Genomic DNA, 12,564 nt, shown 5'->3' with positions numbered 1-12,564 from the left:
CCCCGCATCCGCCCCTGATCGTGGTTGGGCCCACAGCGCCGCACACCCCGGCCTCGCACCGGGCCGGTAGCGTGGTCGCGTGCTCAAACCCACAGCGGTACGACGTGACCTGCGGCTACGGCCCGTCCGCCCGGCCGGCTGGTGGTTCGACGTTCTCCTGCTGGTCGGTCTGGTCGGGTTGACTGTGGCGCTCGCCGCCGATCAGCTCTTCGGATTGGACCGGGCGGTCGCCGACTGGGCCGACGGGCACCGGCCGGCCGCCGCGTACTGGGTGGCCCGGGTGCTGAACTTCCTCGGCCAGGGCACTCCGCTGACGTTGATCGCCGCCGGGCTGGGCGTGCTGCTGGCCGTCCGGCTGCGGTCGGTGCGGCCAATCCTGCCTCCGGTGGTCGCGTTCGTGCTGACCAACCTGACGATCGGCCCGCTCAAGATCTGGACCGCGCGCGCGGCACCGAGCGCCAGCGTCAAGGAGCCGTTCCTGACGCCCGAGCAGACCCTGCCGCTGTTCCACGACGACCTGCCGGTGCGGTTCGCCCAGTCCTACCCGTCGGGGCACGTCGCCAACGCGATCGTCTGGTACGGGGTCATCGCGCTGCTGCTCGCCCCGCTGGCCCGCAGCTTCGGCCGCCAACTGCCGGCCCGGCTCGTCACCGTGATCCGCGTCGTGCCGCCGCTGGTCGTCCTCACCACCACCACCTACCTCGGCTGGCACTGGCTGACCGACTCGGTGGCCGGGCTGCTGCTGGGCCTGCTCCTGGACCGGCTGCTGCACCGGGCACCCTGGGACGGCGTGCCGCTCCCCGGCCGGTTACACGGATGGGATCGGCCGTTCACCTCGTACCCCTAGGGTTCTAGTTCGTGAATCAACTGGCGCGGCGGCTGGGCGTACCCGATGCGGTTGTCATCGGGTTGGGCTCGATGCTCGGCGCGGGCGTCTTCGTGGTCTTCGGCCCGGCGGTGGCGGCGGCCGGCGGCGCCGGCCTGCTGCCCGCGCTGGCGCTGGCCGGCTTCGTCGCCTTCTGCAACGCGACCAGCTCGGCGCGGCTCGCGGCCCGTTACCCGGAGTCCGGCGGCACCTACGTCTACGGCCGGGAACGCCTCGGGCCGTTCGCCGGGTTTCTGGCCGGTTGGGGCTTCGTGGTCGGCAAGACGGCGAGCTGTGCGGCGATGGCACTGACCGTCGGGGCTTACCTCTGGCCGGGCCAGGCCCGGCTGGTCGCCGTCGGCGCGGTGCTCGCTGTCACCGCGGTGAACCTGCGTGGCATCGGCAAGACCGCCACCGTGACCAGGGCGTTGGTCGCGTTGGTGCTGGCGGTGCTGGCAGTGGTCACGGTCGTCGGCCTGGTCGTTGGGCCGGTGCATCTGGATCGGCTCGGCGAGCCCGGCGGTTCGGCGCGGGGCGTGCTCACCGCCGCCGGGTTGCTGTTCTTCGCCTTCGCCGGGTACGCCCGGATCGCCACGCTGGGCGAGGAGGTCCGCGACCCGCAGCGGACCATCCCGCGCGCGGTGCCGCTGGCGCTCGGGGTGGTGCTCGTGATCTACCTGGTGCTGGCCGTGGTCGCCCTCGGCGTGCTGGGCGCCGACCGGCTGGCCGATTCCGCAGCGCCCCTGGTCGACGTGGTGACCGCCGCCGGGCTGCCCGGCCTGGCGTGGGTTGTCCGCGCCGGTGCCACCATCGCGGTCGTCGGGGTGCTGCTGTCCCTGGTCGCCGGGGTTGGTCGGACCACCCTCGCCATGGCCCGCCGCCGTGACCTGCCCGGCGCGCTGGCCGCCGTGCACCGGGTGCACCAGGTGCCGCACCGCGCCGAACTGGCGGTCGCCGCCGTGGTGATCGTGGTGGTGCTGCTCGGCGACGTACGCGACGCGATCGGCTTCTCCAGCTGCACTGTGCTCGTCTACTACGCGATCACCAACGCGGCTGCGCTCACCCTGGGCCGGGACCCGGACCGGCGGTTGCCGGTCCGGGTGCTCGCCGGTCTGGGGCTCTTCGGTTGCCTGCTGCTGGCGGTCAACCTGCCACTGGGCAGCGTTCTCGCCGGCTTCGGTGTGCTCGCCGTCGGTGCCACCTTCTACGCGCTGCGGGCTCGCCGCTGACCCCGGCGGGCGGGAGTCAGCGGCTCAACCGCTGGTAGCGGTGCACGGCCAGTGGAGCGAACGTCGCGATCAGCAGCACCGGCCACAGCACCGCCAACAGCATCGCGTGCTCGGCCGGCCAGGAGTCGCCACCCAGGCCCGGGTTGCCGAACAGTTCTCGGATCGCCGCGACGGTGGCCGACAACGGGTTCCACTCGGAGATCGTCCCGATGACCGGAGGCATCAGCTCGGGCGACACGAAGACGTTGGAGATCGCGCTCAACGGGAACGCCGCCGGAAAGACGATCACACCGACCGTGTCCGGGTTGCGGACCAGCAACGCCAGGTAGATCCCGACCCAGGTGATCGCGATTCGCAGCAGCAGGAGGAGACCGACGGCGAGCAATGCCTTGCCGACACCCTGTCGCCACTGCCACCCGACGAGCAGGCCACACACCAGGAGGGTGGACATCTCCAGCAGGGCGCGCAGCAGGTCGGCTGCGCTGCGACCGGTCATCAGGGCGGACCGGGCCATCGGCATCGACCGGAACCGGTCGACCACGCCCCGGCTGAGGTCCAGCGCCACGCCGGTCGCGGTGGCCCCCAGCCCGTAGAGCATCGTCATCACGAAGACCCCGGGCAGCAGGAACTCGCGGTAGCTGCCACCGCCCGCCACCTGCATGCCGCTGCCGAACACGTACCCGAAGACCAGCACGAACATGATCGGCAGCGAGAAGTAGAGGATCAGCTCCTCCGGAGCGCGGATCACGTGGGTCATGTTCCGCCTGGTCATCGTCCAACCGTCAGCGATCACAGTGGTCATGCCACGTCCGCCTTTCGTCCCGCCGCCACGGGCTCGCGGGCCTCGTCCGGCCGGTGGCCGGTCAGGTGCAGGAACGCCTCGTCCAACGTCGCGCGCCGCAGGCCGATGTCCTCGACCGCGATCCCGGCGTCGTCCAGAGCGCGAACCACGTCGACCAGGCCGGCGACGCGATCGACCGCCGGCACGCTGAGCCGTCGGACCTCCCTGTCGAGGTCGGGCTCCGCACCGCAGATCGGCGCGACGAGTCGGGCCGCGTGGCCCAGGTCGGCCGCGTCGCGGACCACCACCTCGATCCGGTCGCCGCCGGTCATCGCCTTCAGTTGGTCCGGTGAGCCCTCGGCCACCACCCGACCGGCGTCGATCACCGAGATCCGGTCGGCGAGCTGATCCGCCTCCTCCAGGTACTGCGTGGTGAGCAGCACCGTCGTCCCGTCCGCCACGAGACCACGCACCAGATCCCACACCTGGTTGCGACTGCGCGGGTCCAGGCCGGTCGTCGGCTCGTCCAGGAACAGCACGCGCGGCGTGCGGATCAGGCTGGCGGCGAGGTCCAGTCGGCGACGCATCCCACCCGAGTACTCACCGGCGGACCGACCCGCCGCCTCGTCGAGCCCGAACCGTTCCAGCAGCTCACCGGCGCGTCGGCGGGCCTCCTGTCGGCCGAGCCGGAACAGCCGGCCGAACAGCTCCAGGTTCTGCCGGCCGCTGAGGATCTCGTCGACCGCGGCGTACTGCCCGGTCAGCCCGATCCGGGCACGCACCTCGTCCGGCCGGCGCAGCACGTCGTACCCGGCCACTGTGGCCCTTCCCGTGTCGAAGCGCAGCAGCGTGGTGAGGATCCGTACGGCCGTCGTCTTGCCCGCGCCGTTCGGTCCCAGCAGTCCGTGGACCGTGCCGGGCGGCACGGTCAGGTCGAACGTGTCGAGCGCGCGGGTCGGGCCGTACCGCTTGCCCAGCCCCTCGGCGACCACCTCGAATGTCGTCATGCCCCCACGGTGCGGCCGGGCGCTGACCGGTCACGCACCGCCCGCTGACGGCGGCGCACCGGCCTTCTCCGCTTCGTTGATCTCCTTCAGAACGAGAATGATCTCCGCACGGGCGGCCTCGCCGACATACCAGCCGGTCAGCCCGCCGGTCAACGCCTCCTCGCAGAACCGCCTCGCGGCGGCCAGGTCTCCGCGCAACCGGGCCACCTGGGCGAGGCCGAGCCGGGCGCTGGCCACGAACTCGGGCGCGCCGCTGCGCTGCGCGAGGAGCAACGCACCGGCGAAGTCGTCGTGCGCCCCCGCGAGGTCACCGGCGCGCAGCCTTATCTCGCCCCGGGTACGCAGCATGTCGGCCTGGTCGACGGCCGACCCGAGCGCCTCGACCAGTCCCATGGCCTCATCCATGTGGGCGCCCGCGGTCTCCGGGTCGCCCTGCCAGGCGGCCAGTTCGCCGAGCGCACCGAGTGTGATCATGGTGCCCCACCGGTCCCCGGTGCCGCGGAAGCCGTCGAGCGCGGTGGCCAGCGCGGCCCTGGCCCGGTCCCGTTGGTCACTCCACATCAGCGCCGAGCCGCTGCCCATCGCGCCGAGCGCGTTGATCCACGGGTCCGGGCCGACCAGCCGTCGCAGCTCCCCCATCAGCGCGTCGACATCCTCGGCACCGCCGGACGGCGGTCCCGTCGAGATCCCCGACAGGTACAGCAGGAAGAGTTGTCGGGGCGGCCGGTCGAGGCTGCGGATCACGGACCGCTGTGTCCCGAGGGACGGCAGATGGCCGGAGCCAGCCAGCGAGGCGTTGTAGACGCAGAGGGCGAACTCCTCGCCCATCCCCGGCGGCGCCTCGGTGCCGAGCAGTTCGAGGACGTCCGCGGCGAGCCGCGCCCCTTCACCGCGCATGCCGCGTAGCCACCAGTAGAACGACAGGGCCGCGACCATTCCGGCCGCCTCGGACGCGTCACCGGCCACGGTGGCCCGGCGCAACGCCGCGTGCAGGTTGTCCCGCTCCGCGTCGAGCCGTCGCAGCCAGTGCAGCTGCTCCGCGCAGCGGAGGTGATCGCTGGCGGTCCAGGCGAATTCCAGGAAGTACGCGGTGTGCGCGCGACGCAGCTGGTCGGCCTCGCCGGCCTCGGCGAGACGCTCGGCGCAGAAGGCCCGCACCGTTTCGAGCATCCGGTACCGACCGCCGGTCATCTCCACGAAGGACTTGTCGACCAGACCGGTGAGCGCGTCGACGAACTCGGCGGTGGGCAGGCCGCAGATTCGCTCGGCCGCCTCCAGCGTGGCCCCACCGGCGAAGACGGTCAGCCGTCGGGCCACTTCCCGTTCGGCGTCGTCGAGCAGATCCCAACTCCACTCGACCACGGCCCGGAGGGTGCGGTGTCGCGGCGACACGGCCCGATTGCCCGTCGACAACAGCCGGAACCGATCATCGAGACGTGCGGCCACCTCGGCCACGGACAGCGCACGCAGCCGCGCGGCGGCCAACTCGATCGCCAGCGGCAGACCGTCCAGGCTGCGGCAGATCCGCAGCACCATCTCGACGTTGGCCGGCGTGACGGTGAAGTCGGGCGCGACGTCGGCGGCCCGCTGGGCGAAGAGGCCGACCGCCGGGTACTCGTCGGCGTCCAGCACGGACGCGCCGAGCGGTGGCACTGTGAGCCCGGACAGCGGGCACAGCGCCTCACCGGCCAGCCCGAGCGGCTCCCGACTGGTGGCCAGGACGCGCAACGCCGGGCACGCGCTCAGCAGCCGGGCCGCCAGCCGGGCGGCGTCGACGAGGACGTGCTCACAGTTGTCGAGCACCAGCAGCAGTCGCCGCTCGGCGAGCGCCTCGACCAGCCGATCGGTGGTCTGCCAGCCCGGCTCGGCCGGGGCACGCAGGCCCGCGTCGCGCAGGCCGAGCGCGCTCAGCACCGCCTGCGGAACGTCCGACCCGTCGGCCAGCCCGGCCAGCTCGACGAAACGGACCTCCCCGTCGACCCGGCCCGCGGCCTCGATCGCCAGGCGCGTCTTGCCCGCGCCCCCGGGGCCGGTGAGGGTGACGAGCCGGCGCTCGCCGAGCAGGTCGCCGACGCGCTTGAGCTCCTCCTCGCGCCCGACGAAGGTGGTGAGTTGACTCGGCAGCACCGGTTCGGCCGACCCGCGTTCCTCGCCGCGCAGCACCGCCAGGTGGACCGCGGCCAACTCCGCCGATGGGTCGACGCCGAGCTGCTCGGCCAGCGTGTGCCGGGCGTCCTCGAACTCGGCCAGCGCCTCCGCCGGCCGACCCAGTGCCGCCAGGGCACGCATGAGCTGGCCCCGTGAACGCTCCCGCAGGGGATGCGCGACGACCAACTCCCGCAACTCCGCGATCAGCGCGCTCTGTGCGCCCAACGCCAGGTCCGCCTCGACCCGATCCTCGAGGGCGGCCAGCCGCAGCTCGTCCAGCCGGGCCGCCTGCGCCGGCGCGCCGGTGGCATCGGCCAGGGCGGGACCCCGCCACAGCTCCAGCGCCTCGCGCAACACGGCCGCCGCCCGGGGCCAGTCTCCGTCGCCCAGCGCGCGGCGGCCCGCCTCGGCGAGCCGTTCAAACCGGTACGCGTCGACATCGTCGGGATCCACGGCCAGGCGATAGCCGGCGGGGTGGAACTCGACCGGGTCGTGCTCGGCGGGCAGGGCCTGGCGCAGCCGCGACACCTGGGACTGGAGCGCGTTGGCCGCGCCCCGGGGCGGATGCTCCCCGTACAGGCCGTCGATCAGGCGCTCCGCGGAGACCACCCGGCCCGCGTCGAGCAGGAGGAGCGCCAGCAGCGCGCGCAGCCGCGGACCGCCCACGGGAACCTCTCGCCCGTCGGCCAGCACCACCTGGGTCGGCCCCAGGATGCGGAAACGCATGCCATGGATTGTCGCCCACTGCCGGCCGGTTCCTGCTGACCGATTCGCCGACCTTGCAGATCTGGAGGTCAGCCGCTGAGCGCGCGGCGAAGGTCCTTCATCAGCAGCAACAGGTGCATGGGGTCGGTGGGGCTGGCCTCGAACTTGGCCAGCCGCTGGTAGAAGTCACGGGCGGCCAGGTGCATCTCAGCCAGTTACAGCGCTCCACCGACCGGAGTTCGTTGAGCAGCGGCGCGCAGCTCGGCAACGACTGAGCGGTCGGCGGCCGAGTCTCTCAGAATTCTGAGCGCCTCCGCCTGGCGCCGTAGCTCAGCCTGGATTGGCGGCGACCCAAGGGTGCCGCACCGGCCGCGCCGGTGCCGTCAGCTCACTCGCCGGGCCCTTCATGCCGGCGCGTCAGCTCGAATTCGTCAGGTGGGCCTCCGGTGGTCGTCGGAGAAGCGCCCTCGGCGGGGGCAACGGGGTGCGCCGCACCGGCTCCCGAGTCCGTCCGCCCCGGCACCGAGGGAGACGCCGCCACTGGGGTGTGCACTCCGCCGTGGACCGATCCGGCCGGCCGGGGGACCGGGACCGGGACCGGGTGGGCGGGCGGGGCGCACTGCCGCGTCAGCCAGTCCAACCCGCGCCGCCGGGCGACCACTGTCAGCCGGTCGCCGGCGAAGATCACTTGCCTTTGGTCGAGGTCCTTCCACCAGATGGTCCTGGCGCCGCCCGCCGGGGTGCGGGCGATCAGCCGGACCTGCCCGTCCCGGTTGACCACACCCAGCGGTCGGCCGTCCAGCTCGGAGCCGACGGCGACCGGCACCTCGGCGACCGGCAACGCGTGCCTGTCGACCGGGATGGTGCTGATCACGGCGCGTTCGGTGAGCGCCCCGATGAAGGCCGGGGCGGCCAGGTAGGAGACCGAGCGGGACACGCCGAGCGCGAAGGTCTCCTCCACCCGTTCGGCGAAGTCACCGTCGAAGAGCCGAAGCACCACGCGCAGGTCGGCGCGGAGGTCGCGGGCAGCGAGCGCCGCCTCCAGGTTGGCCACGTCGTCGGTGGACGCCACCACCAGCGCCTGGCAGTCGGCCACCGAGGCGGCGACCAGCGTCTCCGGCAACGCGGCGTCGCCGACGATCAGCGGCACCTCCAGTTGGCGGGCCAGGGCGGCGCCGCGCGGCTCCGGATCCTTGTCGATCGCCACCACCTCGACGTCGTACTCGCGCAGCTGCGCCATCACCCGGGTGCCGACGTTGCCCAGGCCGATCACCACCACGTGCCCGACCCGCGCGGGTTGCAGGCGGCCGGTGTGCAGGGCCAGCCGGGCGTTGACGATGCCGTCCACCACGACGGCGGTGATCAGTGGGATCAGCGCCAACCCGGCCAGGTTGAGCACCACCTGCATGATCTGGGCGTCCGCCGCCTTGGTGGTGTCCGGGTCGGCGCCGCTGAGCGTGGTGACCAGCGTCAGGTACAGCGCCTCCAGCGGAGAGACGTCCTCGGCCCGGGAGATCAGCGCCCCCAGCACCGCGATCAGCGCGAGCACCGCCATCACCGCTATGCCGATCTTGCGGGTGGCGAAGCCACGTACCGCCCCCAGCACCACCGCGACCGGACGACGCCGCCGACGTGCCCGGACCAACCGGCGGGCGGCGACCTCGGTGCCCGGTGGCTGACCGGTCGCCTCGGCGAGCACCAGGTCGGCGCCGGCCTGCTCGGCCGGCAGCAGCTGCACCCCCTGCGTCTCGCTGAGGTGCGCCAACGCACAGACCACGTCCTGCGGTCGGACGTCGGCCCGCCGCGCCACCCGCAGCGTCTTTTCCCGATGCTGGAACGAACTCGGGTCGACCTCGTTGAGCGCGGCGGCCACGAAGGCCGGCGCGGCCATCTCGGCGTCGGAGAGCACCTCGACCGGGGCCTTGAGCAGCTTGCGTACGCCGTCGGCGAGGGTGCCGTTGAACATCCGCAGCACCTGGCGGACCCGCTGGTCGACAGCCTGGGCGCAGAGCGCGGCGTGCAGGTTGCCCACGTCGTCCTGGTGCAACAGGGCCAGCCCGGTGGCGCCGGCCAGACCGGCGGCCTCGAAGGTGGCCACGTCCAGCCGATCCGAGCGGACCACGCGGACGCCGCGCAGCCCGGCCACGTCCGGCCCGTTGCTGCGGTAACGCTCCGGCACCACGACGGTCACCCGGGCCCCACCCGTCGGCAGCTCCGATTCGAGCATCGCCCGGGCCACGTAGTAGGCGAGCGCGTCCTTGCCACAGATGACGTAGTGCGGGCGCGGATCACCGACGGACCGCAGCCGCCAGTTCCACTCGACCGCCCGTCGCGCCCGGTCCCGCCACGGCTCCGCCATGCCCGGATCGTAATCAGCACGGCCACGGTGGGCGACCCCGTCCGGATCATCCCGTGACCAGGTATGTCCGCTCCGGCGACGGGTAGAGCAGCGACATGCAGACGTTCCTCCCGTACCCGGGCTTTCTGGCCAGCGCCCGCACGCTGGACCAGAAGCGGCTCGGCAAGCAGCGGGTGGAGGCCATCCAGGTGCTGCGTGGACTCACCCGACCCGGGTACGGCTGGCGCAACCACCCGGCCGTGAAGATGTGGGCCGGGTACGAGGAGGCGCTCGTCCGCTACGGGCTGGACATGTGCGCGGTCTGGACCGAACCGGGGCGGGCCGACACCTGCGCCACCACGATGACCGTCGACCTCGCCGCCGCCTGCGGGGCCGGCGTGATCCGGACCCAGGACGAGCTGGCCCGGGCCGGTGAGCTGCCACCGTGGCTGGGCCGCGACGACCTGCACCTGAGTCACCGCTCGTCGCTGCTGCGCAAGGACCCGACGCACTACCGCCCGCTGTTCGGCGACGACGTGCCGGAGGATCTGGAGTACGTCTGGCCGGCCTCCGACCGCCCCCGCCGATGCCTACCGACCGACTAGGGCTGTGAACAGGCCCTCGAGCCGAAGGTGGGGCAGACTGGGCCCATGGCGCTGTCGCAAGTGGTAGGTCGGCTGCTCGGCGTACGGCAGCACCAGGTGGACCCGGGCGGCGGTGGCGCCGACCGGGTGCCGCGACCGACCACGGCGCTGGTGGTGGGTGGCGGCATCGCCGGGATGTCGGCGGCGGTGGTGCTGGCCGAGCGGGGTGTGGCGGTCACGGTGCTGGAGGCGGCACCCACGCTCGGTGGTCGACTGGGCGCCTGGCCCGAGGCGCTCGCCGACGGCAGCCAGCAGAACGAGCACGGCTTCCACGCGTTCTTCCGGCAGTACTACAACTGGCGGTCCATCCTCCGCCGGGTCGACAGTGACCTGGGCTTCCTCAAGCCGATTCCGGGCTACCCGATTCTCAGCGGGCAGTGGCCGACCGAGGAGTTCGGCAAGTTGCCGCCCGCGCCGCCGGCGAACCTGCTCGCGTTGCTGTTGCGCAGCCCGAGCCTGCGCCTGGCCGACCTGCGACTGATGGATCGGGACGCGGCGCTGCCGCTGCTCAGCTACGACCCGGTGCGCACCTACGCCGACCTGGACGACACCACAGCCGACGAGTTGCTGGCGTCGCTGCGACTGCCGGACCGGGCGCGGGCGATGCTGTTCGAGGTCTTCTCGCACTCGTTCTTCAACCACGAGGCGGAGATGTCGGCCGCCGAGATGGTCGCCCAGTTCCACTTCTATCTGCTCGGCAACCCGGAAGGGCTGGCCTTCGACTGCCCCGACGAGGACTACGCCACGGCGATCTGGGAGCCGCTGACCCGGCACGTGGAGAAGCACGGCGGCCGGGTCCTCACCAACTGCGCCGCCACCGGGGTGCACCGCGATGCCGAGGGCTGGCGGGTGACGACCACCGACGGCGGCAGCCATCCGGCGGGTCACGTCGTGCTCGCCGTCGACCCGCCGGCGCTCGCCGCGCTGGTCGCGGCCTCCCCGGACCTGGCCGAGCAGGCACCCGAGCTGGCCGCACGGATGCCGGCCTTCGGCACCCCCGGCCCGCCGTACGCCGTGGCGCGGTACTGGTGTGACGGGGACGTCGCCGCCGAACGGGCGGTGTTCAGCGGCGTGTCCCGCCAGCCCACCCTGGACTCGGTGACGCTCTACCACCGGCTGGAGAACGAGCCGCGGCGCTGGGCGCAGCAGACCGGCGGGTCGGTCATCGAGCTGCACGCGTACGCCTGCGAGCCCGGCGTGCCGGCCGAGGAGATGGCCGAGCGGATGCGCCGCGAGCTGGTCGCGCTCTGGCCGGAGGCCGGCGACCTGCGGGTCCGCGAGCTGCGGGCCCGGGTGGAGGCGCAGGCGCCGGCGTTCACGCCGGGCAGCCACGCCTGGCGGCCAGGGGTACGCACCGACGCGAACGGCCTCTACCTGGCCGGCGACGGCATCGCCACGCACTTCCCGAGCGCGTTGATGGAACGCTCGGCGGCCACCGGGATCATCGCCGCGAACCACATCCTGCGCGCCGAGGGTGGCGCGGCCGAGCCGGTGCGCTCGATCCGACCGCGCGGACTGCTCGCCGGCAGGCCAAATCGACAAAACACAACATAAGCCACAGCACGCTCCCGTACGCTCGAATGATCAACCGTCGATCGGCCGGGCGGGAGGGCAGCGGGAGATGTCACCACTGCACCGCGTCGGCGCGGAGAACGGTTCGTCGATCGACGAGATCGGCCGCGACGACGCGTACCCGCTGATCCGCGACGAGCGCGCCTGCATCGTCACCGCGCTCCGGCTGGGTTGGTGGATGGCGGACGCCTACCACCACGGGCAGCACGCGGAGCCGCGCGCCTTCGTCGAGGCCCGCCCGGCCGTACCGCCGGCCAAACTCTCCAACCTCACCGAAATGTCCGTCCACCGTCGGATGCGGATGTACCTCGACGGGGTGGACGTAGCCCTGGCCCAGATCGCCGACCTCACCCGGCACACCGGGCCGGTGCCCGACACGTCGGCCGCCCGGGCGCTGCTACCCGACCTGGCCCAGCCTGACCCCGCCGACCCGGTGCCGCTACTGCTCGCCCTCGACGAGCTCAACGTGGAGGTGCTGCGCTGGGCGATGGCCGCCAACCACCGGGTGGGCCTGGCCTACCGACTGGGCCGTTCAGTGGCCGACACGGTCCGAGCCGGTGACTCCGCCCAGTTGCTGCGGCAGTTCGGCGGCCGGCAGATCCAGATCAGCCGGTGGTTGGACGAGTTGGCCAGCGTGCTGCCGCCGTACTCGGCCGCGGTGGTGCGCCGGTCGCTGGCGACGTGGGCTACCGCAGTCGACCGCGCCGGCCACGGGGACCCGACCGAGCCGACGCCCGCCACCCTGAGCCGGGCCTTGCGCGGCCAGGGTGACCTCTGGCGCGACGTGCTCACCGGCGGCCTGCACCCGCGCGACCTGCTCGACGAGGAGGACTACGCGGTGATCGCCCGGAACTTGATCATTCGGGACCGGCGGCTGGTGGCACAGGCGGCCCGGGGCATCTTCTGGCCGGTGCTCGTACCCCTGCTGTTGGTGCTCTTCGCCGTGGTCGGGGTGAGTGCCGCTGCGGCGGCCGGCTCTCCGACCACCCGGGCCACAGTGGCCCTGGTCGGCCTCGGCGCCGGGCTGGCCGCGATCTGGCGGTCGGTCTCCGGGCCCGCGCTGGCCGTAGCCGGTGAGGTCAACCGGCCGCTGCTGGACAGCGAACTCACCGCGCGGATGGCCCTGCGGCTGAACCGGCCGCTGACCACCGCCCAGGTCTCGGCCAGCGCAGCTCCCCGCACCCGCCGCCAGCGGCGTCCCGAGGAGACCGGCCGATCGAAATACGTTGCCCGTGTCTCCCGCGTCGACCTACCGTGAGCGCGCAAGGTCAACCA

The 12,564-nt window shown here is 72.9% G+C and carries 9 protein-coding genes; 5 read left to right on the top strand and 4 right to left on the bottom strand.

Annotated elements, in window-relative coordinates:
* The first annotated feature begins 109 nt into the window (after positions 1–109).
* Together ACIA47_RS12530 and ACIA47_RS12525 are read left to right on the top strand one after the other, a co-directional pair.
* A complete protein-coding gene (locus ACIA47_RS12530; RefSeq protein ID WP_203126452.1) occupies positions 110–847 on the top strand; it encodes a phosphatase PAP2 family protein in 738 nt (245 codons plus the stop codon).
* A gap of 11 nt (positions 848–858) precedes the next feature.
* A complete protein-coding gene (locus ACIA47_RS12525; RefSeq protein WP_396707651.1) occupies positions 859–2,094 on the top strand; it encodes an APC family permease in 1,236 nt (411 codons plus the stop codon).
* Between the two features lie 16 nt (positions 2,095–2,110).
* Here the strand turns inward: ACIA47_RS12525 and ACIA47_RS12520 are convergent, their stop codons facing one another.
* The 4 genes from ACIA47_RS12520 to ACIA47_RS12505 all read right to left on the bottom strand — a co-directional run bounded on the left by ACIA47_RS12520 (position 2,111) and on the right by ACIA47_RS12505 (position 9,094).
* Complete coding sequence (locus tag ACIA47_RS12520) at positions 2,111–2,896, bottom strand: ABC transporter permease (protein WP_396707649.1); 786 nt, start codon at positions 2,894–2,896, stop codon at positions 2,111–2,113.
* Positions 2,893–3,882 carry an ATP-binding cassette domain-containing protein gene (locus tag ACIA47_RS12515; protein ID WP_396707647.1) on the bottom strand — a complete coding sequence of 330 codons (990 nt, stop codon included), beginning with the start codon at positions 3,880–3,882 and terminating at the stop codon, positions 2,893–2,895. Before ACIA47_RS12515 ends, ACIA47_RS12520 begins: the two co-directional genes overlap by 4 nt.
* Before the next feature lie 30 nt (positions 3,883–3,912).
* Positions 3,913–6,756: a BTAD domain-containing putative transcriptional regulator gene (locus ACIA47_RS12510; RefSeq protein ID WP_396707645.1), complete on the bottom strand. Its 2,844-nt coding sequence runs from the start codon at positions 6,754–6,756 to the stop codon at positions 3,913–3,915.
* Positions 6,757–7,123: 367 nt separating this feature from the next.
* A complete protein-coding gene (locus ACIA47_RS12505) occupies positions 7,124–9,094 on the bottom strand; it encodes a potassium channel family protein (protein ID WP_396707643.1) in 1,971 nt (656 codons plus the stop codon).
* Positions 9,095–9,189: 95 nt separating this feature from the next.
* Between ACIA47_RS12505 and ACIA47_RS12500 the strand changes: the two genes are divergently transcribed.
* The 3 genes from ACIA47_RS12500 to ACIA47_RS12490 all read left to right on the top strand — a co-directional run bounded on the left by ACIA47_RS12500 (position 9,190) and on the right by ACIA47_RS12490 (position 12,547).
* Positions 9,190–9,678 (top strand): MSMEG_6728 family protein, encoded by a 489-nt coding sequence (locus ACIA47_RS12500; RefSeq protein WP_203123288.1) that lies wholly within the window; start codon positions 9,190–9,192, stop codon positions 9,676–9,678.
* A gap of 45 nt (positions 9,679–9,723) precedes the next feature.
* On the top strand, positions 9,724–11,271 hold the full coding sequence (locus ACIA47_RS12495; RefSeq protein ID WP_396707641.1) for an FAD-dependent oxidoreductase: 1,548 nt from the start codon (positions 9,724–9,726) through the stop codon (positions 11,269–11,271).
* Positions 11,272–11,338: 67 nt separating this feature from the next.
* Entirely contained in the window at positions 11,339–12,547 is a 1,209-nt protein-coding gene (locus tag ACIA47_RS12490) for a hypothetical protein (RefSeq protein WP_203123284.1), read from the top strand.
* Positions 12,548–12,564 lie beyond the last annotated feature (17 nt).

This window comes from Micromonospora sp. NPDC051227 (genome assembly GCF_044455385.1).
Taxonomy (GTDB): domain Bacteria; phylum Actinomycetota; class Actinomycetes; order Mycobacteriales; family Micromonosporaceae; genus Micromonospora.
The sequence above is the reverse complement of the archived record's forward strand: the minus strand, read 5'-3'. Positions and strand labels throughout refer to the sequence as shown.

Bases quoted from the DNA above. Each gene is read 5' to 3' on its own strand.
- ACIA47_RS12520 (WP_396707649.1), bottom strand. From the start codon at position 2,896: ATGACCACTGTGATCGCTGACGGTTGGACGATGACCAGGCGGAACATG.
- ACIA47_RS12515 (WP_396707647.1), bottom strand. From the start codon at position 3,882: ATGACGACATTCGAGGTGGTCGCCGAGGGGCTGGGCAAGCGGTACGGC.
- ACIA47_RS12510 (WP_396707645.1), bottom strand. From the start codon at position 6,756: ATGCGTTTCCGCATCCTGGGGCCGACCCAGGTGGTGCTGGCCGACGGG.
- ACIA47_RS12505 (WP_396707643.1), bottom strand. From the start codon at position 9,094: ATGGCGGAGCCGTGGCGGGACCGGGCGCGACGGGCGGTCGAGTGGAAC.
- ACIA47_RS12500 (WP_203123288.1), top strand. From the start codon at position 9,190: ATGCAGACGTTCCTCCCGTACCCGGGCTTTCTGGCCAGCGCCCGCACG.
- ACIA47_RS12495 (WP_396707641.1), top strand. From the start codon at position 9,724: ATGGCGCTGTCGCAAGTGGTAGGTCGGCTGCTCGGCGTACGGCAGCAC.
- ACIA47_RS12490 (WP_203123284.1), top strand. From the start codon at position 11,339: ATGTCACCACTGCACCGCGTCGGCGCGGAGAACGGTTCGTCGATCGAC.